The organism is Pseudomonas putida (assembly GCF_022627325.1).
In the GTDB taxonomy this organism is placed as follows: Bacteria; Pseudomonadota; Gammaproteobacteria; order Pseudomonadales; family Pseudomonadaceae; genus Aquipseudomonas; species Aquipseudomonas putida_X.
In genome coordinates, this window is sequence record NZ_JAETZZ010000001.1 from 707,263 (window position 1) to 732,152 (window position 24,890).

General features: G+C 63.2%; 17 protein-coding genes. 8 read left to right on the top strand and 9 right to left on the bottom strand.

The genetic code is table 11. The features are described from left to right. Positions 1–48 precede the first annotated feature (48 nt). Positions 49–2,394 carry a fimbria/pilus outer membrane usher protein gene (locus JNA92_RS03250; protein WP_241803281.1) on the top strand — a complete coding sequence of 782 codons (2,346 nt, stop codon included), beginning with the start codon at positions 49–51 and terminating at the stop codon, positions 2,392–2,394. Then, positions 2,391–3,362 carry a Csu type fimbrial protein gene (locus tag JNA92_RS03255; protein ID WP_241803282.1) on the top strand — a complete coding sequence of 324 codons (972 nt, stop codon included), beginning with the start codon at positions 2,391–2,393 and terminating at the stop codon, positions 3,360–3,362. The genes JNA92_RS03250 and JNA92_RS03255 overlap by 4 nt, the downstream gene beginning before the upstream one ends. 48 nt (positions 3,363–3,410) lie before the next feature. Here JNA92_RS03255 and JNA92_RS03260 read toward each other — a convergent pair whose 3' ends face one another. Continuing rightward, a complete protein-coding gene (locus tag JNA92_RS03260; protein ID WP_241803283.1) occupies positions 3,411–4,559 on the bottom strand; it encodes a M14 family metallopeptidase in 1,149 nt (382 codons plus the stop codon). 270 nt (positions 4,560–4,829) lie between these two features. Between JNA92_RS03260 and JNA92_RS03265 the strand changes: the two genes are divergently transcribed. After that, on the top strand, positions 4,830–6,062 hold the full coding sequence (locus tag JNA92_RS03265; RefSeq protein WP_241803284.1) for an MFS transporter: 1,233 nt from the start codon (positions 4,830–4,832) through the stop codon (positions 6,060–6,062). 41 nt (positions 6,063–6,103) lie between these two features. On the opposite strand, the gene JNA92_RS03270 is transcribed toward JNA92_RS03265, so the two are convergent. Together JNA92_RS03270 and JNA92_RS03275 are read right to left on the bottom strand one after the other, a co-directional pair. Next, entirely contained in the window at positions 6,104–6,619 is a 516-nt protein-coding gene (locus JNA92_RS03270; RefSeq protein ID WP_241803285.1) for a DUF4880 domain-containing protein, read from the bottom strand. Positions 6,620–7,056: 437 nt separating this feature from the next. Next, positions 7,057–7,368, bottom strand: coding sequence for a DUF6124 family protein (locus tag JNA92_RS03275; protein WP_241803286.1), 312 nt, complete (start codon positions 7,366–7,368; stop codon positions 7,057–7,059). Between the two features lie 130 nt (positions 7,369–7,498). Here JNA92_RS03275 and JNA92_RS03280 point away from each other — a divergent pair, with 130 nt between their 5' ends. Next, a complete protein-coding gene (locus JNA92_RS03280; RefSeq protein ID WP_241803287.1) occupies positions 7,499–8,164 on the top strand; it encodes a LexA family transcriptional regulator in 666 nt (221 codons plus the stop codon). A 32-nt stretch (positions 8,165–8,196) separates the two neighbouring features. Here the strand turns inward: JNA92_RS03280 and JNA92_RS03285 are convergent, their stop codons facing one another. The 4 genes from JNA92_RS03285 to JNA92_RS03300 are packed head-to-tail and all read right to left on the bottom strand — an operon-like array spanning position 8,197 to position 13,755. After that, entirely contained in the window at positions 8,197–10,149 is a 1,953-nt protein-coding gene (locus JNA92_RS03285; RefSeq protein ID WP_241803288.1) for an acetyl/propionyl/methylcrotonyl-CoA carboxylase subunit alpha, read from the bottom strand. Continuing rightward, positions 10,146–10,961 carry a gamma-carboxygeranoyl-CoA hydratase gene (locus tag JNA92_RS03290; protein ID WP_241803289.1) on the bottom strand — a complete coding sequence of 272 codons (816 nt, stop codon included), beginning with the start codon at positions 10,959–10,961 and terminating at the stop codon, positions 10,146–10,148. The genes JNA92_RS03285 and JNA92_RS03290 overlap by 4 nt, the downstream gene beginning before the upstream one ends. Before the next feature lie 3 nt (positions 10,962–10,964). Continuing rightward, the gene (locus JNA92_RS03295) at positions 10,965–12,572 is read right to left on the bottom strand and encodes a carboxyl transferase domain-containing protein (RefSeq protein WP_241803290.1); all 1,608 of its coding nucleotides are present in this window, start codon (positions 12,570–12,572) and stop codon (positions 10,965–10,967) included. A gap of 19 nt (positions 12,573–12,591) precedes the next feature. Further along, on the bottom strand, positions 12,592–13,755 hold the full coding sequence (locus JNA92_RS03300) for an isovaleryl-CoA dehydrogenase (protein WP_241803291.1): 1,164 nt from the start codon (positions 13,753–13,755) through the stop codon (positions 12,592–12,594). Between the two features lie 215 nt (positions 13,756–13,970). On the opposite strand from JNA92_RS03300, the gene JNA92_RS03305 reads away from it, so the two are divergent. Beyond that, complete coding sequence (locus JNA92_RS03305; RefSeq protein ID WP_241803292.1) at positions 13,971–15,653, top strand: AMP-binding protein; 1,683 nt, start codon at positions 13,971–13,973, stop codon at positions 15,651–15,653. Between the two features lie 78 nt (positions 15,654–15,731). Here the strand turns inward: JNA92_RS03305 and JNA92_RS03310 are convergent, their stop codons facing one another. Then, the gene (locus JNA92_RS03310) at positions 15,732–15,962 is read right to left on the bottom strand and encodes a hypothetical protein (protein ID WP_241803408.1); all 231 of its coding nucleotides are present in this window, start codon (positions 15,960–15,962) and stop codon (positions 15,732–15,734) included. Positions 15,963–16,033: 71 nt separating this feature from the next. On the opposite strand from JNA92_RS03310, the gene JNA92_RS03315 reads away from it, so the two are divergent. From JNA92_RS03315 to glgB, 3 genes are read left to right on the top strand one after another with little or no spacing between them, the layout of a single operon-like run. Further along, positions 16,034–18,052 carry an alpha-1,4-glucan--maltose-1-phosphate maltosyltransferase gene (locus JNA92_RS03315; protein WP_241803293.1) on the top strand — a complete coding sequence of 673 codons (2,019 nt, stop codon included), beginning with the start codon at positions 16,034–16,036 and terminating at the stop codon, positions 18,050–18,052. Positions 18,053–18,095: 43 nt separating this feature from the next. Beyond that, positions 18,096–21,413: a maltose alpha-D-glucosyltransferase gene (treS, locus tag JNA92_RS03320; RefSeq protein ID WP_241803294.1), complete on the top strand. Its 3,318-nt coding sequence runs from the start codon at positions 18,096–18,098 to the stop codon at positions 21,411–21,413. Beyond that, positions 21,414–23,624 carry a 1,4-alpha-glucan branching protein GlgB gene (gene glgB, locus JNA92_RS03325; RefSeq protein ID WP_241803295.1) on the top strand — a complete coding sequence of 737 codons (2,211 nt, stop codon included), beginning with the start codon at positions 21,414–21,416 and terminating at the stop codon, positions 23,622–23,624. It begins immediately after the preceding gene. Positions 23,625–23,679: 55 nt separating this feature from the next. Here the strand turns inward: glgB and JNA92_RS03330 are convergent, their stop codons facing one another. Beyond that, positions 23,680–24,756, bottom strand: coding sequence for an autotransporter domain-containing protein (locus JNA92_RS03330; RefSeq protein WP_241803296.1), 1,077 nt, complete (start codon positions 24,754–24,756; stop codon positions 23,680–23,682). Positions 24,757–24,890: the final 134 nt, after the last annotated feature.

Here is a 24,890-nt window from a genome sequence, read left to right on the forward strand (position 1 = left end):
ATGAATGTCAGGGGCCAGGGAGGACCCGGCAATGGTTGGAATGCGTGTGTGAAATGGCTGGCGCGGGCGACACGCCGCTGGTACCTGGGGCTGGCGCTCATCGGCCCCGGCCTGGCGGTGGCCGACGAGCTGCCGCCGCCGCCCACCGAGGCCGCCGCCATTGCCGACGCCACACTGTATCTGGACCTGCTGGTGAACCAGGTGCCCAGGGCTGAGTTGGTGCCGGTGCAGCAGCGCGCCGGAGGGCTGTTCCTCGACAGCCAGGTGTTGCGCGCTGCCGGCATCGCCCTGCCGGGCAACCCGCAAGGCGAGGTGGCCCTGGATGCCATCGCGGGCCTGCACAGCGACTACGACAGCCAGAACCAGCGCCTGCTGCTGCAAGTGCCACCGGCCTGGCTCCCGGACCAGCAGGTCGGCGACCGTAACCTGTATCCGGCCAGCGATGCACGCAGCAGTTTCGGCGCGTTGTTCAACTATGACCTGTACCTGAACGACACCGACGAGGGGGGGACTTACCTGGCAGCCTGGAATGAGCTGCGCCTGTTCGACGGTTGGGGCACCTTTGCCACCACCGGCCAGTGGCGGCGGTCGTTCAACGGTGCTGCGGCCGACGACAGCCGTCAGGGCTTTTTGCGCTACGACACCACCTGGCGCTTCACCGACGAGCAGCGCCTGCTGACTTACGAAGCGGGCGACTTCGTCACCGGTGCGTTGCCCTGGACCAGTTCGGTGCGGGTGGGCGGCCTGCAACTGTCGCGTGACTTTGCCGCCCGCCCGGACCTGGTCACGTATCCGTTGCCTGCCTTCGCGGGGGAAGCGGCAGTGCCAACTTCGCTGGACCTGTTCATCAACGGCTACAAGTCCAGCACCACGGAGTTGCAGCCTGGCCCCTACACCCTGACCAACGTGCCGTTCATCAACGGTGCCGGCGAGGCCGTGGTGGTCACCACCGATGCCCTGGGGCGTCAGGTGTCCACCACGTTGCCGTTCTACGTCACCAGCAGCCTGCTGCAAAAAGGCCTGTCGGATTTCTCCATGGCCGCCGGCAGCCTGCGCCGTGACTACGCCGTGCGCGACTTCAGCTACGGGCCTGGCGTCGCCTCGGCCAGCCTGCGCCATGGCGTCAGCGATGCCTTCACCCTCGAAAGCCATGTCGAAACCGCAGAGTCGTTGCTGCTTGGCGGTTTGGGCGCGAATGTGCGCCTGGGCACGTTCGGCGTACTGAACGCTGCCGTAGCCCAGAGCCAGTACGACGGTGAAAAGGGCCACCAGGTCGCCCTCGGCTATCAGTACAACAGCCAGCGCTTCGGTTTCAGCTATCAGCGTTTGCAGCGCCATGATGCGTACGCCGACCTGAGCCGGGTCGACAGCCCGGACCTGCAATTGAGCCAGCGCAGCGAACAGGTCACCCTCAGCCTCAACCTGGAACGCTTCGGCAGCCTTGGCGCGGGCTACTTCGATGTGCGCGCCGGTGACGGCTCACGCACCCGGCTGATCAACCTCAGTTGGAGCAAGCCGCTGTGGGGCAACAGCAGTGTCTACCTGTCGGCCAACCGCGAGGTCGGCGACAGCCAGTGGGCGGTGCAGGCGCAATGGGTGATCCCCATCGACTTCAGCGGCACCCTGGCGGTGAGCATGGAGCGCAGCAAGGAAGGCGAGGACCTGCAGCGGGTCAACTTCAGCCGCGCGGTGCCGGTGGGCGGCGGTGTCGGCTACAACCTTGGCTACGCCACCGGAGGTGATCGTGATGCCTACCGCCAGGCGGACGCCACCTGGCGCCTGCAGTCGGTGCAATTGCAGGCCGGCGTGTATGGCACCAGCGGTGAGATGACCCGCTGGGCCGACGCCAGCGGCTCGCTGGTGTGGATGGACGCCGGGGTGTTTGCCGCCAATCGTATCGACGATGCCTTTGTGGTGGTCAGCACCGGCGGCTATGCCGATGTGCCCGTGCGTTACGAAAATCAGGAGATCGGCCGCACCGACCGCAACGGCCACCTGCTGGTGCCGTACAGCAGCGGCTACTACCGCGGCAAGTACGAGATCGACCCCATGGATCTGCCGCCCGATGTGCTCGCGACACAGGTGGAGCAGCGGGTCGCGGTGCGCCGTGGCAGCGGCTACTTGCTGGAATTCCCGCTCAAGCGCGTGCTGGCGGCGAGCATCGAGCTGGTCGATGGCAACCAGCAGCCGCTCAAGCTGGGCAGTACGGTCAGCCACCGTGAAAGTGGCAGCCAGGCGGTGGTGGGTTGGGACGGGCTGGTCTATCTGGAGAACCTTTCAGCGCATAACCAGCTGCAGGTCAGGCTGGAGGGAGGAGGGCAGTGTCAGGTCGAATTCGACTTGCCCCAGGCAGAAGGCTCGATCCCGTTGATCGGCCCTCTGGTGTGCCGATGAGCAAGGGGTTGCGCGGCCTGCTGATCGGCATGCTGGCGCTGCCGGCGGGGTCGGCCTGGGCGTTATGTTCGTCCGTGGCCACCGCACCAGCGGCGTTCGGCACCGTCAACTCGACCCTGGTGCGCACCGCCATCCAGAGTGCCTCCACCACCAATGCGGGGTTGCAGTGCACCGGGTCGTTGTTGTCCCTGCTAGTGAGCAGTGACCACTTCTACCTCACCATCACATCCGCTACCAGCGGGCTGGTAGGGCCGACCGGGGATGTCATCCCCTATACGATCTATGCCAATAATACGACCAGCTACCCCATCACTCGCGGCGCCCAGTTCGATTTCGCCCGCAACGGCCTGATCGACGCCCTGGGCCTGCTCAACGGCAATTCCCCGAAGTCTGTGCCGGTGTACCTGAAGACTTCGGTTGGCGCCAACGTGGCGGCCGGCGTCTATACCGAGACGCTGAACCTTGCCTGGGTCTGGAACTACTGCTCAGGCATTGGCCTGGGCAATCTGTGCCTGGGGCGCGACACGGGTTCGGGTAACCAGACCCTCACGGTGAGCCTGACGGTGAGTAATGACTGCCAGATATCGACGCCCACCATCAGCTTTGGCAGTGCGCCGGTAGTGGCGGGGTTCGGCACGGTGAACCAGAGCGTGAACCTGTCCTGTACCAAGGGCAGCAGCTACACGGTCGGGCTGGATGACGGGCAGAATGCAGCAGGCGGGCGTCGGAGGATGAAGTCTGCTGCCAACAACTACCTGGCCTACGACATCTTCAAAAGCGCGGGCGCAGTACGTTGGGGAGCCGTGGGCAGCGCGCGGCGCTCGAGCAGCGATGCCAATGTCAACCCCGGGGCGGGGACCGGTACCGGTAGCCAGGTGTTCAACTACAACGCCAAGGTCTACACCGACCAGGCGACACCGCCGGCGGCGACCTATACCGACAATGTGATACTCGATGTGCAGTTTTGACTGTGCAGGCCTTTTCGCGGGCTTGCCCCGAGAAAAGGCCTGCACTGATCAGCGCAGGTCGTCAGCCATCTTCAGCAAGGTTTCCAGCACCGCCCCTGCCAATGCCTTGGACCGCGCTCCCGACCAGCCGGTCTTCGGGTTGGGGGCATCGTCATGGTCTTTGAACGGCATCTCCAGGGTCAGCGACAGGCAGTCGTACGCCATGCCCACCGCATTGCACGCCAGTGTCGTATTGGCCTTCCCCGGCTCATCGCGGGTATAGCCATGCACGGTCTGGAAATCAGGCGTGATGCTGCACAAGGTGCTACGGAACTGCTCCTCCAGCTTGGCCAGGCGCGTCGTATAGCCGGGGTTGCCCTCGCAGGCTGCCGTGAACACATGCGGGATTTCTTCATCCCCATGCACATCGATGAACGCATCCACCCCGTACTGCTTCATCTGCGCCTGGGCAAAGAACACCTCCGGGCTCGCTTCGACGCTGGCGTCCTGCCAGGCCCGGTTGAGGTCCTGGCCCTTGAAGTTGGTGCGCAGGTGGCCGAGGAAGGCGCCATCGGGGTTCATGTTGGGAATCAGGTACAGGTCAGCCTTGGCCAGCAATTGCTGGACGATTGCGTCATTGCTTTGCAGCCGGTCGATCACCCCCTCCATGAACCACTCGGCCATGTGCTCGCCCGGGTGCTGCTGGGCGATCAGCCAGAGCTTGCGCTTGCCTGCGGCCCCGTCGCCTGCGCGCAACAGCGGAATGTCGCGGCCTTGCACGCTACGGCCATGGGCCAGTAACTCGACACCGGGGATCTGCTGGGCACGCTCGATCAACTGGTTGTGGCGGGCACGCGGGTAGGGCTCGAAGTAGGCGAACCAGATCTGCTCTTGCTCGGCTTCCACTTCAAAGGCCAGCGCCTTGCCATCGAACTGGCTGGGCACACGGAACCAGGTCTGCTGGTCGTAGGAAGCCACGGCGTTGTAGCCGTCCCAGGCGTTCTTGTAGGAAGACTCGCTGGCGTTGTCCAGGCTGAAGCGATGAACCTGGCCGGGCGTGAGGCCGCTGACCTTGAAGTGGAACCACTGGAAGTGGCCGCTGTGGGTGTCCGGGCGAATGGCCAGGTGGACCCGGGCAGGGTTGCTGGCATCCAGGACCTGGATGTTGCCGGAATCAAAAGCGCAGTCGATCTGCAGAGGGGACAGCGTCACGGTCATTGGCGTGGCTCCTTGGGCTTTGTTGTGGGGGTACTGTACACCCCTCGTGAGGGAGGCTGTGTACAAAAACAGCACCCACGATGATTTCCTGTTGTTGAAAAGTTAATGGCTGGCTTGAGTACGCAAGTACTTGAACGCAGTCGGACGGGGGCTAATGGCGTAACGGCACAATGTCGGGCTCAAAAGTCCTACACGTTTTTGGGATGTTTCAATGAGCAACTCCGCTTGTGTATCTTGCCGGTGTGGTTTCGTATATGGCCTGAAAAAGTGATGCAACGCTTCGGCGTACTGCTCAGCGCCCTGTGGTCAGAAACCGGAGTTTGTGGCGTGCCTGCTAAAACTACTGCCCTATCGATTTTGCTGGTTCTTATTAGTCTGCTGGGTGTATTCCCGCTCGATGTGATTTTGCCTTCTGTTGCGCACATGGCTGAGTATTTTGCAGTCGATACAAAACGCATTGCCTATTCGGTGAGTGTATTTGCCCTGGGTGTGGCGTTATCCCAAGCGGTGATCGGCCCGCTTTCCGATTGTGTGGGAAGAAAGCGCTTGCTGATCGCGGGGCTCCTGCTGGGCATCGTGGGGGCAATCGGGTGCCTGCGCGCCGTACACTATGAGACCTTCATGGTGTTCCGCCTGTTGCAGGCCATGGGCTGTGGCTGTTTCGTACTAAGCCAAGCGCTGGTGCAGGACAGTTACAGTGGCCAACAGCGCGATGCGATGCGAATCCTTCTGACCAGTGCAAGCGGTGTCTTTATTGCGTTGTCGCCGTTAGCAGGCAGTGTGCTTCAGCACTATGGGGGGTGGAAGGCAAGTTTTCAGGTGTTTGTCATGCTGGCAACAGGGGTGCTGTTACTTTGTTTTATGTTGTTGGAGGACACTGGAGCCTCTCGTTATCGAGGCGGTTTTTTGCAGGGCTATTGCCAGGTGCTGAAAGACAGAACGTTCCTGGTGTATTCGCTGTTTTCCTGTCTGGCATTTGCCTGTCATTTTTCATTTGTCGTCGTATCCCCCTTGTTATTGATGGTGCAGCTAGGGTTGACGGAGTTCGCCTTCTCCATGGTGTTTCTGCTCTATGGGTTGGCCTACATGGTCGGCGGTGTCATTGCCAATAAGCTGAATCGAAGGCTGAGTACACAGGCGCAGATTGGTTGTGGGTTTGCCCTGATAGGCGCTGCCGGCGTTGCTCTGCACTTTGCTTTGTCAGGCGATGAACGGGTGCTGATAAAACTAGTGTTGCCCTTAACGATCTGCACCATCGGCACGACCATCGTTCGCCCGGCTGCAACCACCTATGCGCTCAGTCGCCACCCCGATCGCGCAGGGACTGCTGCCTCGGTCAGCAACACATTGCTTTTTGCGTGTGGCGGGGGCGTGAGCCTGCTGGTGGCGTCCTCAGGCGAGGTGCATTTGGCAACGAATCTGGCGGCGAGCTTTATAGCCTCTTGCCTGTCAGGCTGGCTGCTTCTCGCTTACGTGGCCGGGCGATTCAGGCACGAGCCTTGATCTGCAGGTGGGCTGGCTTTGCCTCTGCCGTCCCTGACGGCTTACGCCCAGTAACCAAACAGCACCAGCGCCGCCACGCTCAGCCCTACTGCAATCGAGCAGCCACCCAACGAAATCGCCGCTCGGCCTTGCCGATACCAGCCATCGTGGCCCAACTCCCGCGCTGGGGCGAGCAGGCTGCGCCAGCGCAGTTCGGTGTCGTGGAAGGCTTGCAGGTGCGTTGGATCGGCGTCCAGCCAGCGTCGAAAATCAATGCGCTCGCAGGTAGTGACCTCGGGGCTCTGCAGCCGTACGTACCATTGGCCGGCAACGCTCGCCACGGCATCACCGTGGGGCCGTGCCGTTTGTAGGGCCTGGTTCATGTGCCGTTCGATGCTCAGCAAGGGCAAATCGAGGCGCGTGGCGATTCTGGCGTAGTCCAGCTGGTCCAGGCGGTTGAGCAGGAACACCTGCTGAACCCGGCGTGGCAAGCGCTTGAACCCATGCAGCAGGGCAGCTTCGGCGTCGTGGCCAGCGGTGGGTGTTGGATGCTCAACAGGCAGCAGCAGGCGGCTCATGGTCAGCTCCTTGCACAAGAGGGCAGGGGTGGGGGCATCTTCCGTGATGCGGAATCAGAGTAGGCGAAACGAGATTGATTCTCAAGTGCTGATTCCGCAAAGTTTTGTAATGAGCTTTCACGCCCTGAAACATTTTTGCTATCATCGCGGCCATCAACGATCTTCATTAGCCTGAAGAGCCAAAAAAAAGACCCGGCAAAAAGCCGGGTCAAAAACCGTGATTAGCCTGATGAGGAGATAATCTGAGAGCGACCTAAGCTCCAGGTTATCCAGCAGATCTCGCGATCAGCTGAGTGCAATAATAATCGTTATCATTTGCCAGTCAAATGTTTTTTCGCCTATCCGGTGAAAAAAACGGCTGAAGCACTTCCCTGTCCCGGCAATCGGGGCCTTTGCCGTTACCTGGCCATCACGTCTCTCCCTATTCCAGTTCCAGCCTAACGGCCGCTCTGTACGGCTCGCTTGTGCTCCAGCAGTGCCCTGGCCATGTCCATCATATGCATCAGTGCGAAGGTCAATTCGCGGTGGCTGCCTTCCTGATGGGTGGCGGTTTCGTGGGCGGTGGCGGCAGCGCAGCGCAGCAGGGCGATGGCGTGCTCCTGGGCCTGGTCTGCGGTGACGCCTTCGTGGAGTGTCCAGATCTTGTTGTCGATGCTGGGGCGCGGTGGGTTGGGGTTGAGGTAGTAGTCGAGGGCGCGGCGTGCGGCTTCGCTGTCGAGTTCTGTTTCGTCGTTTTTCGGTGGTTTCATCCTGATACCTGCATAAGCCAAGAGGGAAAAGGTCCGCATTGATCTTAATACCTAAAGTATTTGTGTGCTTTATGAGAAATAATACTGAATGTTTATTGAGCGCTAGAAGGCAGTCCGTATCGTGCCAGCGATGAATATGGATAAATGGATTGCCCTCGTCCGTGACCGGATGGAGGAGCTCGATATCTCCCAAGAGCAGCTCGCCGAACGCGTTGGGGTTTCCCAGGGCAGCGTGGGGCATTGGGTGAACAAGCGGCGCCAGCCCAAGGTCGAGTCGATGAACCGCGTCTTCGTCGAGCTGGGCATGCCCCACTACCACGTGAGCATGCAGCTGCGGGTACTGGGCCAGGTGGGTGAGGACGCTGGCCGCTATGTGCTGGATGAAGAGGATGACGATGTAGACCTGATGCACTACATCGTGTGTTTTCGTTACCCGGTGCGAGGCTGGGATGCGTTGGGTGAATCAGCGCCCGAGCAGGCCATGGTGTACGAGCAGACCGAGTATATGGCGCAAGGCAAAGCGTTCTGGCTGACGGTGGAGAACGATGCCATGAGTACGGCCAGTGGCCGTAGCGTGCCGCAAGGCATGCGCATTCTGGTGGATCCGGGGCTGGAGGCTGAGCCTGGGCGGTTGGTGATTGCGCGCCAACCTGGCAAATCGGCGATTCTCCGCGAACTGGCCGAAGAGGGTGGGCAGCGGTATCTGCGGGCGCTGAACAGCAGCTACCCGGCGTTGGTGTGTGAGGACGGGTGTGAGTTTCTTGGGGTAGTCGTGCGGGCGCACGGTACTTACTAGGTAGTGGGGCCGCGAAGCGGCCCTTGCTTGCATCACTCCACCAGTTCGACCAGCACCGTCCCTTCGCTGACCATATCCCCTTCCTGGCAGAACAACGCCTTCACCGTCCCGCCATGCGCAGCGCGAATGCTGTGCTCCATTTTCATCGCCTCCAGCACCACCAGCGCAGTGCCTGCTTCCACCGCCTGGCCAGGCTCCACCAGCACCCGCACGATGCTGCCATTCATGGGCGCACCCAGGCCGCCCTGATGGCTGTGGCTGGCTTCGGCCTCGGCGATCGGGTCGAAGGCCTCGATGGCATGCATTTCACCCTCCCAGCGCAGGTACAGCGTGCCACCTCGGCGCACCGCCAGATAGCGCCGGCGCACGCCGCCTTCATCATGCCCGAGCTGTTCGCCGTCCAGCTGCCAGGCCGAGACGGCACCGTGCTCGAGCGCAATCGCCTGGCGCTCACCGCCACTGCGCAGGTGCAAGCTGCTATGCGCCGGCAGGCCAAGGCGCAACCCTGAGCGCTCAGCCCACGGCGAGCCGCTGTCGTCGTCACGCTCACGGGGCGCCTGGCCCCGCAGCCAGGCTTCACCTGCGGCTTGCCAGAAGCCTGCGGGCAAAGGCTGCGGCGCCGGCAGCAGTACGTCCTGATGGCGTGGAATGAAGCCTGTATCCAGCTCGGCCGCCGCGAATGCGGGGTGGGCGAGGATGCGGCGCAGGAAGGCAATGTTGGTCTTCAACCCACCGATGGCGAACTCGTCCAGCATCGCCAGCAAGCGCAGGCGGGCCTGTTCGCGGTTTTCGCCCCAGGCGATCAGCTTGCCCAGCATAGGGTCATAGAAAGATGAGACCTCGTCCCCCTCGCTTACCCCGCTGTCCACCCGGCGACCTTCGCCAGGTGCCGACTCGCGGTACAGCGCCAGGGTGCCGGTGGCCGGCAGGAAGTCGTTGGCCGGGTCTTCGGCGTAGAGGCGCACTTCGATGGCATGGCCGATCAGCGGCACCTGGGCCTGGGTAATCGGCAGCGGCTCGCCACAGGCGACGCGGATCTGCCAGGCCACCAGGTCCAGGCCGGTGATAGCTTCGGTCACCGGGTGCTCGACCTGCAGGCGGGTATTCATCTCCATGAAGAAGAACTCGCCACGGGCATCGAGCAGAAACTCAACGGTGCCGGCACCGACATAACCGATGGCCTGGGCGGCACGCACCGCCGCGTCGCCCATGGCTTGCCGCAACTGAGGGGAAAGCCCCGGCGCCGGTGCTTCCTCGACCACCTTCTGATGGCGGCGCTGGATCGAGCAGTCTCGCTCATTCAGGTACAGGCAGTTGCCGTGCTGATCGGCGAACACCTGGATCTCCACGTGGCGGGGCTTGAGCACGTACTTTTCCACCAGCATGCGCGCGTCGCCGAACGACGACTGCGCTTCACGCTGGGCCGAGGCGAGGGCGTCGGCCAGCTGGCTTTCGTCCTCGACCACTTTCATGCCCTTGCCGCCCCCCCCGGCGCTGGCCTTGAGCAACACCGGGTAGCCGATGCGCTCGGCAGCGGCGCGGAAGGTTTCCAGGTCCTGGGCGTCGCCGTGGTAACCCGGCACCAGCGGTACGCCGGCCGCTTCCATGAGTGCCTTGGCCGCTGATTTGCTGCCCATGGCATCGATGGCGCTGGCCGGTGGGCCAAGGAAGATCAGCCCGGCGTCCTCGATGGCACGAGCAAACCCTGCGTTTTCGGACAGAAAACCATACCCCGGGTGAATGGCCTGAGCGCCGCTGGCTTTGGCCGCAGCGAGCAGTTTGTCGATCACCAGGTAGCTGTCAGCGGCCTTGCTGCCCCCCAGCTCGACACGGATATCCGCTTCGCGGCTGTGGCGGGCGTCGCGGTCGGTGGCACTGTGCACCGCCACGGTGGTCAGGCCCATGGCTTTGGCGGTACGCATCACCCGGCAGGCGATTTCGCCACGGTTGGCGACCAGCAGGGTGGTCAATGGCGTGCGGCTCATGGGCGCAGCTCCTTGTCGGGCTCGGTTTGCCAGGCGGGACGACGTTTTTCCATGAAGGCGCGCAGGCCCTCCTGGCCTTCGGCGCTGACCCGGATCCGGGCAATGGCGTTTTCGCAGTAGCGGCGCAGGGCAGGGCTGAGCTCACCGTCGTCGACTTCGCGCAGCAGGTCCTTGGTGGCGCGCAGCGCTTGTGGGCTGTTCTGCAGGAGGTTGTCCACCCAGGCCTGGACCTGCACTTCCAGCTCATCGGCCGGGTACACCTCTGCCAGCAGGCCCAACTCCCGGGCCCGTACGCCGCTGAAACGTTCGGCGGTCAGGGCATAACGGCGGGCGCTGCGCTCACCGATGGCCTTGACCACGAACGGGCTGATCACCGCCGGGGCCAGGCCAATACGCACTTCCGACAAGCACAGCTGGGCATCCTCGGCGCCGATGGCCATGTCGCAGCAACTGATCAACCCCAAGGCGCCGCCAAAGGCCGCGCCCTGCACCACGGCCAGGGTGGGAACCTTCAGGCGATGCAGGGCGTACATCAGTTCGCCCAGTTCACGGGCGTCATCCAGGTTGGTGTTGAAGTCCAGCTGTGCCGATTGCTGCATCCACGCCAGGTCTGCGCCGGCGCTGAAATGCCGGCCACGGCCGCGCAGCAGCATGAAGCGCAGGCTGGCGTCGTCGGCCAGTTGGCCAAGGGCGACGATCAGTTCGCGAATCATCTGTGCATTGAATGCGTTGTTCTTGTCCGCCCGGTTTAGCCACAGGGTGGCGAAGCCGCGCGGGTCGCGGATCACTTCGAGGGTGCTGAAATCGCTCATGGGTCACATCCGGAAAATGCCGAAGCGGCTCTGTTCGATCGGTGCGTTCAGCGCGGCGGACAACGCCAGGCCAAGCACGTCGCGGGTCTGCGCCGGGTCGATGACGCCGTCGTCCCAAAGCCGGGCGCTGGAGTAGTAGGGGTGACCCTGGTGTTCGTACTGGTCGAGAATCGGCTGCTTGAGCCTGGCCTCATCCTCGGCGCTGAAGGCCTGGCCGCTGCGTTCGCTTTGCTCGCGCTTGACCTGGGCCAGCACCCCGGCGGCCTGTTCGGCCCCCATCACGCCAATTCGCGCATTGGGCCACATCCACAAAAAGCGCGGATCGTAGGCGCGGCCACACATGCCGTAGTTGCCAGCGCCAAAGCTGCCACCGATGATCACCGTGAACTTCGGCACCTGGGCGCAGGCCACCGCAGTGACCAGCTTGGCGCCGTGCTTGGCGATGCCGCCTTCTTCGTACTTCTTGCCGACCATGAAGCCGGTGATGTTCTGCAAAAAGAGCAGTGGGATGCCGCGTTGGCAGGCCAGTTCGATGAAGTGCGCGCCCTTTTGCGCGGCTTCGGCGAACAGGATGCCGTTGTTGGCCAGGATCGCCACCGGGTAGCCGTGCAGGTGGGCGAAGCCGCACACCAGCGTGGTGCCGAACAGCGCTTTGAACTCATCGAAAACCGACCCGTCGACCAGGCGCGCGATCACCTCGCGCACATCGAACGGTTGCTTGGCGTCGGCCGGCACCACGCCGTACAGCTCCTGGGCGGCATACAGCGGCGCAGCCGGCGCCTGGCGTTGCAGTTTGCCGAGCTTGTGCCAGTTGAGGTTGGCCACGCTGCGCCGGGCCAGCGCCAAGGCGTGTTCATCATTGTCGGCATAGTGGTCGGCCACGCCGCTGGTGCGGCAGTGCACATCGGCACCGCCGAGGTCTTCGGCGCTGACCACCTCGCCCGTAGCGGCTTTCACCAGGGGCGGGCCTGCCAGGAAGATGGTCGCCTGCTGGCGGACCATGATCGCCTCGTCGGCCATGGCCGGCACATAGGCCCCACCTGCGGTGCACGACCCCATGACCACGGCGATCTGCGGGATGCCCTGGGCGCTCATGTTGGCCTGGTTGAAGAAGATCCGCCCAAAATGTTCACGGTCTGGAAACACCTCATCCTGCCGCGGCAGGTTGGCGCCGCCGGAATCCACCAGGTAGATGCAGGGCAGGCGGTTCTGCAAGGCGATGGTCTGCGCGCGCAGGTGTTTCTTCACCGTCAGCGGGTAATACGAACCGCCTTTCACCGTGGCATCGTTGGCCACGATCATGCATTCCACGCCCTCGACGCGGCCGATGCCCGCGATCACGCCGGCTGCAGGCACATCTTCGCCGTACACCTCGTGGGCGGCCAACTGGCCGATTTCAAGGAAGGGCGAGCCGGGGTCCAGCAGGCGGTCGATGCGCTCGCGCGGCAGCAGCTTGCCACGGGAGGTATGCCGCTCCTGGGCCTTGGGCCCGCCGCCTTGTGCAATGTGGGCGAGCAGGCCGCGCAGGGCCTGGACCTGTTCGAGCATGGCCGCGCTGTTGTCGGCGAATTGCGCCGAACGCGGGTTGATCTGGGTGTGCAAGGTAGCCATGTGTGCCCGTCCCTGGTGTTCAGCGGGTTTCGTTGAACAGTTCGCGGCCGATCAGCATCCGGCGGATTTCACTGGTGCCGGCGCCAATCTCGTACAGCTTGGCATCACGCAGCAAGCGGCCCGCCGGGAATTCATTGATGTAGCCGTTGCCACCGAGAATCTGGATCGCTTCCAGGGCCATCTGCGTGGCCCGCTCCGCGGTGTAGAGGATCACCCCGGCGGCGTCCTTGCGGGTGGTCTCGCCACGGTCGCAGGCCTGGACCACGGCGTACAGGTAGGCGCGGCTGGCGTTGAGCTGGGTGTACATGTCGGCGATCTTGCCCTGGATCAACTGAAATTCGCCGATGCTCTGGCCGAACTGCTTGCGGTCGTGAATGTAGGGCACCACCAGGTCCATGCAGCTTTGCATGATGCCGGTGGGGCCACCGGAGAGCACCACGCGCTCGTAGTCCAGGCCGCTCATCAGTACGCGCACGCCGCCGTTGAGCTGGCCGAGGATGTTTTCTTCCGGTACCTCGACGTCATCGAAGAACAGCTCGCAGGTGTTGGAGCCACGCATGCCCAGCTTGTCGAACTTGTTGCTGCGACTGAAGCCTTGCCAGTCGCGCTCGACGATGAAAGCCGTGATGCCGTGCGCGCCCTTGTCCAGGTCGGTCTTGGCGTAGATCACGTAGGTGTTGGCATCCGGGCCGTTGGTGATCCAGGTCTTGCTGCCGTTGAGCATGTAGCGGTCGCCGCGCTTCTCGGCGCGCAGTTTCATCGACACCACGTCGGAACCGGCATTCGGCTCGCTCATGGCCAGCGCGCCGATGTGTTCACCGCTGATCAGTTTGGGCAGGTACTTCTGCTTCTGCGCGTGGCTGCCGTTGCGGTTGATCTGGTTGACACAGAGGTTGGAGTGGGCGCCGTAGGACAGCGCTACAGAAGCCGAGCCACGGCTGATTTCTTCCATCGACACCACGTGGGCCAGGTAGCCCAGGCCGGCGCCGCCGTATTCTTCCGGCACTGTGATGCCAAGCAGGCCCATGTCGCCAAACTTGCGCCACATGTCGGCGGGGAACAGGTTGTCTTGGTCGATCTGTGCGGCGCGTGGCGCCAGCTCGGCGGCAACGAAGGTACGCACCTGGTCACGGAGCATGTCGATGGTTTCGCCCAGGGCGAAGTTCAGGGAGGGGTAATGCATGGGGCACCTTCTTGTTCTTGAAATTAGGAAACACCGTAGCTCACCAAGCGTTAGCCATTGGCAATCAGCGCTGTGTCGTTTTCACCTTTACGTTAACGTAAACCTGCCCCTCGACACTGTCAATCCGTCCGTCACCTTTACGTAAACGTAAATCTGCGCCACAGTAATTGTCGCTGCTTGAGCCGTGCCCAGAACAACCACAAGAAGGGACACCCATGAGTCAAACCAGCTACACCCAAGGTCGTCAGAACCCAGCCTTGCTGACCCAGACCATTGGCCAGGCCTTCGATGCGACCGTGGCCCGTTACGCCGATGGCGAAGCCTTGGTGGTGCGCCACCAAGGCCTGCGTTTCACCTGGCAGCAGTTGGCCGAGCAGGTCGATGTCCATGCCCGGGCGTTGATGGCCCTGGGGCTGGACCGGGGCGACCGGATCGGCATCTGGTCTCCCAACTGCGCCCAGTGGTGCATCTTGCAACTGGCCAGCGCCAAGGTCGGTGCGATTCTGGTCAACATCAACCCGGCCTATCGGGTGGGCGAGCTGGAGTATGTGCTGCGTCAGTCTGGCTGCCGCTGGCTGGTGTGCGCCGATGCCTTCAAGACCTCTGACTATCACGCCATGGTTCGGCAGCTGCTGCCGGAACTGGCGCTGGCGGCGCCCGGTGACCTGGCCAGCGAGCGCCTGCCCGAGCTGCGCGGGGTGATAAGCCTGGCCGGCAACCCGCCACCGGGCTTTCTACCATGGCCTGCGCTGCCAGGGCGGGCAGCGCAGACGGCCCCTGAGGCTTATCAGGCGCGCCAGCGCGGGCTGCAGTTCGACCAGGCGGTGAACATCCAGTACACCTCCGGCACCACCGGCGCTCCCAAAGGGGCCACGCTCAGCCATTACAACATCCTGAACAACGGCTTCATGGTCGGGGAAAGCCTGGGCTTGACCCCTGCCGACCGTATGGTGATCCCGGTGCCGCTGTACCACTGCTTCGGCATGGTCATGGCCAACCTCGGTTGCATCACCCATGGCAGCACGATGATCTACCCCAGCGACGCCTTCGATGCCGAGCTCACCTTGCGTGCGGTGGCCGAGGAGCGCGCCAGCATCCTCTATGGCGTGCCGACCATGTTCATCGCCATGCTCGACCACCCGTCGCGCCAGCAGCTGGACCTTTCGACCCTGCGCAGCGGCATCATGGCTGGGGCCACCTGCCCGATCGAGGTCATGCGCCGGGTCATCGAGCAGTTGCACATGGCCCAGGTGCAGATTGCCTATGGCATGACCGAAACCAGCCCGGTGTCTCTGCAGACCGGCCCCGATGATGACCTGGAATTGCGCGTGACCACGGTTGGCCGCACCCAGCCTCACCTGGAAACCAAACTGGTGGATGCCGATGGCTGTACCGTGCCCAGGGGTGAAATCGGCGAATTGTGCACACGGGGTTACAGCGTGATGCTGGGTTACTGGGGCAACCCGCAGGCCACCGCCGATGCCATAGATCCTGCAGGGTGGATGCACTCGGGCGACCTGGCAGTCATGGACCAAGACGGCCATGTGCGCATCGTCGGGCGCAACAAGGACATGATCATTCGCGGTGGCGAAAATATTTATCCGCGCGAGCTTGAGGAGTTCCTCTATACCCACCCCGCAGTGGCAGACGCCCAGGTGATCGGCATCCCGTGCGATAGGTATGGCGAAGAAGTGGTGGCCTGGATCAAGTTGCATCCCGGCCATAGCGCAACGGCTGAACAACTGCAGGGCTGGTGCAAGGCACGCATCGCCCACTACAAGGTGCCGCGGCACTTTTGCTTCGTCGACGCGTTTCCAATGACGGTGACCGGCAAGGTGCAGAAGTTCAGGATGCGCGAAATCAGCGCGGCCACGCTTTCAGCCGAAAAGGCGCAGTGATGGAGCATGGGTGCTGGCCGCGCCCGTGATAGGGCGGGCAGCACCCTTGCACGTGCAGCGCTTTCCCTCGTCTATCCTTTAAGCCTTCACCGGTGGCTCCTGGCTCGGCGGGTCGCCGACAGTCGGCGGTTCGGTCGGCTTGACCGGCGTCTCGTCCGGGGCCTCTTCCGGCACGGGCGGCGGCAGGCTCGGGTCGTCGATATTGGGGTCGGGTGTCTCCGGTGGAATGGGAATGTTCATGGCCTGACCTCGCAGGGTGAATGAGAGGGTGGTGCAGGCTTTGATGCGTGGCTGCGCCGTTTTGCTCAATTTTTTTGAACCCCCTGCGTGGACGATGGCTCTGAACCCTTACCGCCAATGCCAACAGGGAGCCAGGACCGATGTCGCGCAACGAGCCCTTCGCAAGCGTACCGATGGCGAACGATCACCCCGACCAGGCCATCAGCCTGTCCCAGGCGCTGCTGGCGCCGCGCATCGTGATCGAGGATACCCAGCCCGCACTCGACGGTGGCGCGTTTGCCACCAAGGCCATCAGCGGCCAGCCGGTGGCGGTCAGCAGCAAGGTGTACAGCGACGGCCACGATCGCCTGGCCGTGATGCTCAACTGGCGGCAGGCCAATAGCCGGCGATGGCACTGCGTGCCGATGCATTCGCCAGGCAACGACCTCTGGTTGGCCGAGTTCACACCCACTGACCTGGGCCCGCACCTTTTCAGCATCGAGGCCTGGGTCGACCCGTTCGCCACCTATTGCCACGACCTTGAGAAGAAGTTCCACGCGGGCGTCGAGGTCAAGCTGGAGCTGGAGGAAGGTCGCTTGCTGCTTGGCAAAGGCGCAGAGCGCAGCGAAGGCGAGTTGTGTGAACAGATCGAGGCGCTGCAGGCGCAACTGCCCACGCTGGCACAGGCGGACCAGGTGGCGCTGCTGCTGGGGGAGCAGGCGTCGCGCCTGATGAGCGAGGCCGAGCACCGCAGCTACCTCACCTGCAGCCGTGAGTTCCCGGTGGATGTCGACCGCCCGGCTGCGCAGTTCGCCAGCTGGTACGAGTTGTTCCCCCGCTCGATCACCGACAGTCCCGAGCGCCACGGCACCTTCAACGATGTGCACGCGCGTTTGCCGATGATTCGCGACATGGGCTTTGACGTGCTGTATTTCCCGCCCATCCATCCGATCGGCAAGCAGCACCGCAAGGGCCGCAATAACGCCTTGAAGGCTGAGCCCAACGACCCGGGCAGCCCCTACGCCATCGGCAGCCCCGAAGGCGGGCACGATGCCATTCACCCGCAGCTGGGCACCCGAGAGGACTTCCGCCGCCTGGTGGCCGCTGCCGCCGAGCACGGGCTGGAGATCGCCCTGGACTTCGCCATCCAGTGCTCTCAGGACCACCCGTGGCTCAAGGAACATCCCGGCTGGTTCAGCTGGCGCCCCGACGGCACCATCCGTTATGCCGAGAACCCACCGAAGAAGTACCAGGACATCGTCAACGTGGACTTCTACGCCGCTGACGCCGTGCCATCGCTGTGGCTTGCCCTGCGTGATGTGGTGGTGGGCTGGGTGGAGGAGGGGGTGAGAACCTTCCGCGTCGACAACCCGCACACCAAACCGCTGCCATTCTGGCAATGGTTGATCGCCAATGTGCGCAGCCAGTATCCGGACGTGATCTTCCTCGCCGAGGCGTTCACCAAGCCTGCGATGATGGCGCGCCTGGGCAAGGTCGGTTACGCCCAGAGTTACACCTATTTCACCTGGCGCAACACCAAGCAGGAGCTGCGCGAGTATTTCGAGCAGCTCAATCAGCCGCCCTGGAGCCTGTGCTACCGGCCCAACTTCTTCGTCAACACGCCGGACATCAACCCGTTCTTCCTGCACACCAGCGGGCGTGCCGGCTTTTTGATCCGCGCCGCCCTGGCGACCATGGGCTCGGGGCTCTGGGGCATGTACTCGGGCTTCGAGCTGTGCGAAGGCACCCCTTTGCCGGGCAAGGAAGAATACCTGGACTCTGAGAAGTACGAGATCCGCCCCCGCGACTTCACCCAGCCCGGCAACATCATTGCCGAAATTGCTCAACTCAATCGCATCCGCCGGCAGAACCGTGCCCTGCAGACGCACCTGGGTGTGGCGTTCTTCAACTGTTGGAACGACAACATCCTGTACTTCGCCAAGCGCACGCCGGAGCGCGACAACTACATCCTGATAGCGGTCAGCCTCGACCCGCACAACGCCCAGGAGGCCAGCTTCGAATTGCCGCTGTGGGAACTGGGGCTGGACGATGACGCTGACACCCTGGGCGAAGACCTGATGAACGGCCACCGCTGGACCTGGCATGGCAAGACCCAATGGATGCGTATCGAGCCCTGGCATCAGCCATTCGGTATCTGGCGCATCGAGAAGGCCCGCTAAGCCGCTTGGTCGGCGCTGAACCTGCAATTGAAAGGAGTCGCACATGGCCAAGCGTTCCCGCCCGGCAGCCTTCCTCGACGACCCGTTGTGGTACAAGGACGCCGTGATCTACCAGTTGCATATCAAGTCGTTCTTCGATGCCAACAACGACGGCATCGGTGACTTCGCCGGCCTGATCAGCAAGCTCGACTACATCGCCGAGCTGGGCGTCAATACGCTATGGTTGTTGCCGTTCTACCCCTCGCCACGGCGCGACGACGGCTACGACATCGCTGAATACAAAGCCGTGCATCCCGACTACGGCAGCATGGCCGATGCCAGGCGGTTCATCGCCGAGGCGCACAAGCGCGGGCTACGGGTGATTACCGAGCTGGTCATCAATCACACCAGCGACCAGCACCCGTGGTTCCAGCGCGCACGCCATGCCAAGCGTGGCAGCAAGGCCCGCGACTTCTACGTGTGGTCGGACGACGACCAGAAATACGACGGTACGCGGATCATCTTCCTCGACACCGAGAAGTCCAACTGGACGTGGGACCCTGTGGCCGGTCAGTACTTCTGGCACCGCTTCTACTCGCACCAGCCGGACCTGAATTTCGACAACCCGCAAGTGCTCAAGGCGGTGATCGGGGTGATGCGCTTCTGGCTTGACCTAGGTGTCGACGGGTTGCGCCTGGACGCAATTCCCTACCTCATCGAGCGCGATGGCACCAACAACGAGAACCTGCCCGAGACCCACAAGGTGCTCAAGGCGATTCGTGCCGAAATCGATGCCAATTACCCCGATCGCATGCTGCTTGCCGAGGCCAACCAGTGGCCCGAGGACACGCGCCCGTACTTTGGCGAAGGTGACGGCGACGAGTGCCACATGGCGTTTCACTTCCCACTGATGCCGCGCATGTACATGGCCCTGGCCATGGAAGACCGCTTCCCAATCACCGACATCCTGCGCCAGACGCCAGAGATCCCGGCCGATTGCCAATGGGCGATCTTCCTGCGCAACCACGATGAGCTGACCCTGGAGATGGTCACCGATCGTGAGCGCGACTACCTGTGGAACTACTACGCGCAAGACCGCCGCGCGCGCATCAACCTGGGTATCCGCCGTCGCCTGGCGCCGTTGCTGCAACGTGACCGCCGGCGCATCGAACTGCTTACCAGCCTGCTGCTGTCGATGCCCGGCACGCCGACCCTGTACTACGGCGACGAACTGGGCATGGGTGACAACATCTACCTGGGCGACCGCGACGGTGTGCGTACCCCCATGCAGTGGTCGCCGGACCGCAATGGCGGTTTCTCCAAGGCCGACCCGCAGCGCCTGGTACTACCGCCGATCATGGACCCGCTGTACGGCTACCAGACGGTCAACGTCGAGGCACAGTCCCACGACCCGCATTCGCTGCTCAACTGGAACCGCCGCCTGCTGGCGGTGCGCAACCAGCAGAAAGCCTTCGGCCGCGGCACCTTGCGCACGCTCACCCCGAGCAACCGCCGCATTCTGGCGTACATCCGCGAGTACACCGATGCCGAGGGCAACAGCGAAGTCATTCTGTGTGTTGCCAATGTGTCGCGTGCGGCCCAGGCCGCAGAACTTGAATTGTCCCAGTACGCCGACAAGGTGCCTGTAGAGATGCTCGGCGGCAGCGCCTTCCCGCCGATCGGCCAGCTGCCTTTCCTGCTGACGTTGCCACCTTATGCCTTCTACTGGTTCTTGCTGGCATCGCACGACCGCATGCCCAGCTGGCATGTGCAAGCTACCGAGGGGTTGCCAGAATTGACTACGCTAGTGCTGCGCAAACGTATGGAAGAGCTGCTCGAAGCACCTTCGAGCGACACATTGCAAGACGCGATCCTGCCGCAATACCTGCCCAAACGGCGTTGGTTTGCCGGCAAGGAAGGGCCTGTCGATCAGGTGCGCCTGTGTTACGGCGTGCGTTTGGGCACCGCCACCACGCCGGTGCTGCTGAGCGAAATCGAAGTGTTGGGCGATGGCCAGCGTAACCGTTACCAGTTGCCGTTCGGGCTGCTGCCTGAAGACCAGATCAACAGCGCGTTGCCCCAGCAACTGGCGCTGTCGCGGGTACGCCGTGGCCGTCAGGTGGGCCTGATCACCGATGCCTTCGTGCTCGAGCCCTTCATCCGTGCGGTGCTGCGCGCCTGCCAGGACGGCCTGCGCCTGCCCTGTGGCAATGGCCAGGGCGAGTTGCGTTTCCACTGTACCGAAGCGTTGGCCGGCCTGGGCCTCGATGAAGACAGCGCTGTGCGCTACCTGAGCGCCGAGCAGTCCAACAGCTCTGTGGTGGTGGGCGACCGTGTGGTGCTCAAGCTGATCCGCCGGGTCAATCCGGGGGTTCACCCGGAGCTGGAAATGAGCGCTTACCTCACCGCCGCCGGGTTCACCAACATCTCGCCGCTGCTGGCCTGGGTCAGCCGCGTGGACGAGCGCCAGGCACCGCACCTGCTGATGATCGCCCAGGGTTACCTGAGCAACCAGGGCGACGCCTGGGCCTGGACCCAGAACACCCTGGAGCGGGCCATCCGCGACGAGATGGAACCGTCCAGTAAAGAGGGCGACGCGCATACCGACGCACTGGCCGAGCTCAACGGTTTTGCTGCCTTGCTTGGCCAGCGCCTGGGCGAGATGCACCTGCTGCTGGTCGCCCCGAGCGATGACCCCGCCTTCCGGCCGCGCAGCAGCGATGGCGAAGACAGCGGGCGCTGGGCCCAACAGATCAGCCGCGAGCTGTGCCATGCCCTGGACTTGTTGGCTCAGCACCGCGACAGCCTGGACGGCGATAGCCAGGCGTTGGTCGACGACCTGCAGCAGCGCCGCGAAGGCCTTGCCCAGCACATCGCTACCTTGGCAAGGCAGGCCGAAGGCGGCCTGCTGATGCGTGTTCACGGTGACCTGCACCTGGGCCAGGTACTGGTGGTGCAAGGGGATGCCTACCTCATCGATTTCGAAGGTGAGCCGTCGCGCCCGCTGGACGAGCGCCGGGCCAAACACAGCCCTTACAAGGATGTCAGCGGCGTTTTGCGATCCTTCGACTATGCTGCTGCGATGATCCTGCGCAGCGCCTCGGCGGTAGACGCGTCCGAGGCAGCTCGGCAGGCTCGTCAGCGGGTCGCCCGGCAGTACCTGCACCAGTCGCGCCACGCCTTCGTCGAAGCCTATGGCCTGGCCACCGCCGCCATGCCTCACGCCTGGCAGCACGCCGAGGGCGAGCGCGCCGCACTGGAACTGTTCTGCCTGGAAAAGGCCGCCTACGAGATTACCTATGAAGCCGAGAACCGGCCAAGTTGGCTGGCCGTGCCTTTGCATGGCTTGCATGGATTGATCAGTACCTGGGGAGAGTCATAGATGAATGCAACCACGCGTGATAACGGTGGCCTTCGGCAGCGGGAGCTCGATGCCCTTGCCCGCGCCGAGCACGCCGATCCTTTTGCAGTACTTGGCCCCCATGGCGATGGCGCGGGCGGGCTGTGGGTCCGCGCCTATCTGCCAACTGCGCTGAGCGCCCGGGTGTTGAGCCGTGATGACGGGCGGGTGCTGGGCGAAATGCAGCAGGGCAGCCTGCCCGGGCTGTTCACCGCGCACCTGGATGATGCACAGCCCTACCTGCTGCAGATCGGCTGGGCCGGTGGCGAGCAGGTGACCGAAGACCCGTACAGCTTTGGCCCGCAGCTGGGAGACATGGACCTGCACCTGTTTGCCGAGGGCAACCACCGCGACCTGTCGGGGCGCTTTGGCGCACAGCCGACGCAGGTCGACGGCGTCGCTGGCGTGTGCTTTTCGGTCTGGGCGCCCAACGCCCGGCGCGTGTCGGTGGTGGGCGATTTCAACAATTGGGACGGCCGTCGCCACCCGATGCGCCTACGGCACGGTGCCGGGGTGTGGGAGCTGTTCGTGCCGCGCCTGGGCGTCGGCGAAACCTACAAATTCGAGGTGCTGGGCAAGGAGGGCGTGCTGCCGCTGAAGGCCGACCCGCTTGCCCGCGCCACTGAGCTGCCGCCCAGCACTGCCTCGAAGGTGGCCGGCGAACTCAGCCATGACTGGCAAGACCACGAGTGGATGGAGCACCGCGCCCAGCGCCATGCCTACAGTGCCCCGTTGTCGATCTACGAACTGCACCCAGGCTCCTGGCAGTGCGAGCTCGACGACCTGGGTGAGGTGTCGCGCTTCTACAATTGGCGCGAACTGGCCGAGCGCCTCGTGCCCTACGTGCAGAAGCTCAACTTCACCCACATCGAGCTGCTGCCCATCATGGAGCACCCGTTCGGTGGCTCCTGGGGCTACCAGCCCTTGTCGATGTTCGCACCCACTTCGCGCTACGGCACGCCAGAAGATTTTGCGGCATTCATCGACGCCTGCCACCAAGGTGGCATCGGTGTGATCCTCGACTGGGTGCCGGCGCATTTCCCAACGGACGAGCATGGCCTGGCGCGCTTCGACGGCACTGCCCTTTACGAGTACGACAACCCCCTGGAGGGCTTCCACCAGGACTGGAACACCTTGATCTACAACCTGGGCCGCAATGAAGTGCGCGGTTTCATGCTGGCTTCGGCACTGCACTGGCTCAAGCACTTCCACATCGATGGCCTGCGGGTCGATGCGGTGGCCTCGATGCTGTACCGCGACTATTCACGCAAGGCCGGCGAGTGGGTGCCCAACCGCCATGGTGGGCGCGAGAACCTGGAGGCCATCGATTTCATCCGCCACCTCAACGGTGTAGCCGCCCATGAGGCCCCGGGCGCGCTGATCATCGCCGAAGAATCCACCGCCTGGCCGGGTGTCAGCCAGCCCACCCAGCAAGGTGGCTTGGGCTTCGCCTATAAGTGGAACATGGGCTGGATGCATGACACCTTGCACTACATCCAGAACGACCCGGTGCACCGCAGCTATCACCACAATGAGATGAGCTTCGGCCTGATCTACGCCTATTCCGAGCATTTCATCCTGCCGATCTCCCACGACGAGGTGGTGCACGGCAAGCATTCGCTGATCGACAAGATGCCCGGCGATCGTTGGCAGAAGTTCGCCAACCTGCGTGCCTACCTGGCCTTCATGTGGACTCACCCGGGCAAGAAGCTGTTGTTCATGGGCTGTGAGTTCGGCCAATGGCGCGAATGGAACCATGACCACCAGTTGGACTGGTACCTGCTGCAATACCCAGAGCACCAGGGCGTGCAACGCTTGGTGGGTGACCTGAACCGGCTGTACCGTGAGTTGCCGGCATTGCACGAGCAGGATTGCCAGCCGCAGGGGTTCCAGTGGCTCATCGGTGATGATGCGCAAAACTGCGTGTATGCCTGGCTGCGCTGGAGCGGCAATGGCGAGCCATTGCTGGTGGTGGCCAACTTCACCCCGGTACCGCGCGAGGGCTACCGGATTGGCGTGCCGTGCGGTGAGCGTTGGCAAGAGCTGCTCAACAGCGATGCCGAGCTGTATGCCGGGTCTAATGTGGGCAACCTGGGTGCGGTGGAGAGTGACGAGGTCGCCAGCCACGGGCAACCGCTGTCGCTGGCCCTGAACCTGCCGCCGCTGGGTGTACTGGTGCTCAAGCCTGTTTGATAGCGGGCTAGAGTCGGCCTTTTCGCGGGTTTGCCCCGCGAAAGGGCCACACTGATCACCAGCGCATTCTGACCCCCAGGCTGCCGATCAAACCATTCAGATCATTGTCATCCACATCACTGCTGTAATCGGCACTGACGAACAGCGCCATGGAAGGCGTCACGCGCGCCACCAGGCCCAACCCCAGTTCCACGGTCGTCGAATAGCGTGAGCCGGATATCTTGTCGACCTGGTCCAGCTTGACCTCGTCGGCATTGCTGAAGTCATACCAAACGTTGGTGCGCACATAGGGCTCGACCGGCATGCCCCGCACTTCGTAGCGCCCGGACAACTTGGCACCGACGCGGCCACTCCAGGTGGGTTGGCTATCGAACGCCTGTAGCGTCTCTTCCTGCACCTGATTGCCCGGGAAGAACTGCTGGTTGATCAACTGTGCCTGTGGCTCGATCACCCAACTGCCACTGAGGCGGATCGGGTAACCACCCTCCACGGAAAAGGTCATGGCATGGCCGCTGTCGTTTACCCGCTGCCCAGTCTCGCCCCGGCCCAGCACATCGATGCGTGAGCCCATGGCGACAGCGTCCACGTGCCAGCCCCGGTCATGGGTCATGCTCCAGTACACGCCCAGGCTTTCGCCGCTGAGGTTGACTGCGTTGCGCTGCTTGTCACCGAGCAGTACCCGGCTGCCCTTCATGCTGCTTTGCAGGTTGTTGTGCCCCACGAATATCCCCGCGCGATGTACGTTGCCGCCGCTGGTTTCACGCACGAACAGGTCCGGGCCAATCGTCAGTTGCTGGCTGGGTGCTTCCAGCTGTTCCGGGGCCTGGGCGCCCGGGCGGGGAGTGCCCGGAAAGAACTGCGCCCATTGGCTGGCAATCAGGTTTGGAGCCTGCGGGTCATGGCGCTCAGCCATCTTGTTGCTGAAGGCCGTCAGCGTACCCAGGCTCAGGCCGCTGGCGCTGACCGGGTCCAGCGACAGTTGCGCCATTGCTGGCTGCTGCAGAAACAGAGGTGAGCCGGGATCGTCCAGCACTTCGAAGGCGAAGGTTTCCACCGGGGTTGCCAGAAGCATCGACGTGGAAACCGCGTAGAAAATACGGTCGAAGCGCAACGGTTTCGAGGTGTATTTCATGGCGGATCTCCTATGTTTTTTTGTTGTACAGCCCAAGGACCTGGCCTGTTGTCACGTGCTGTACGGCAAAACACAGGGCGACCCAAACCAGTACGCCAGCTTTCTCAAGCACGCACGAAGGCGCGAGCTCACGG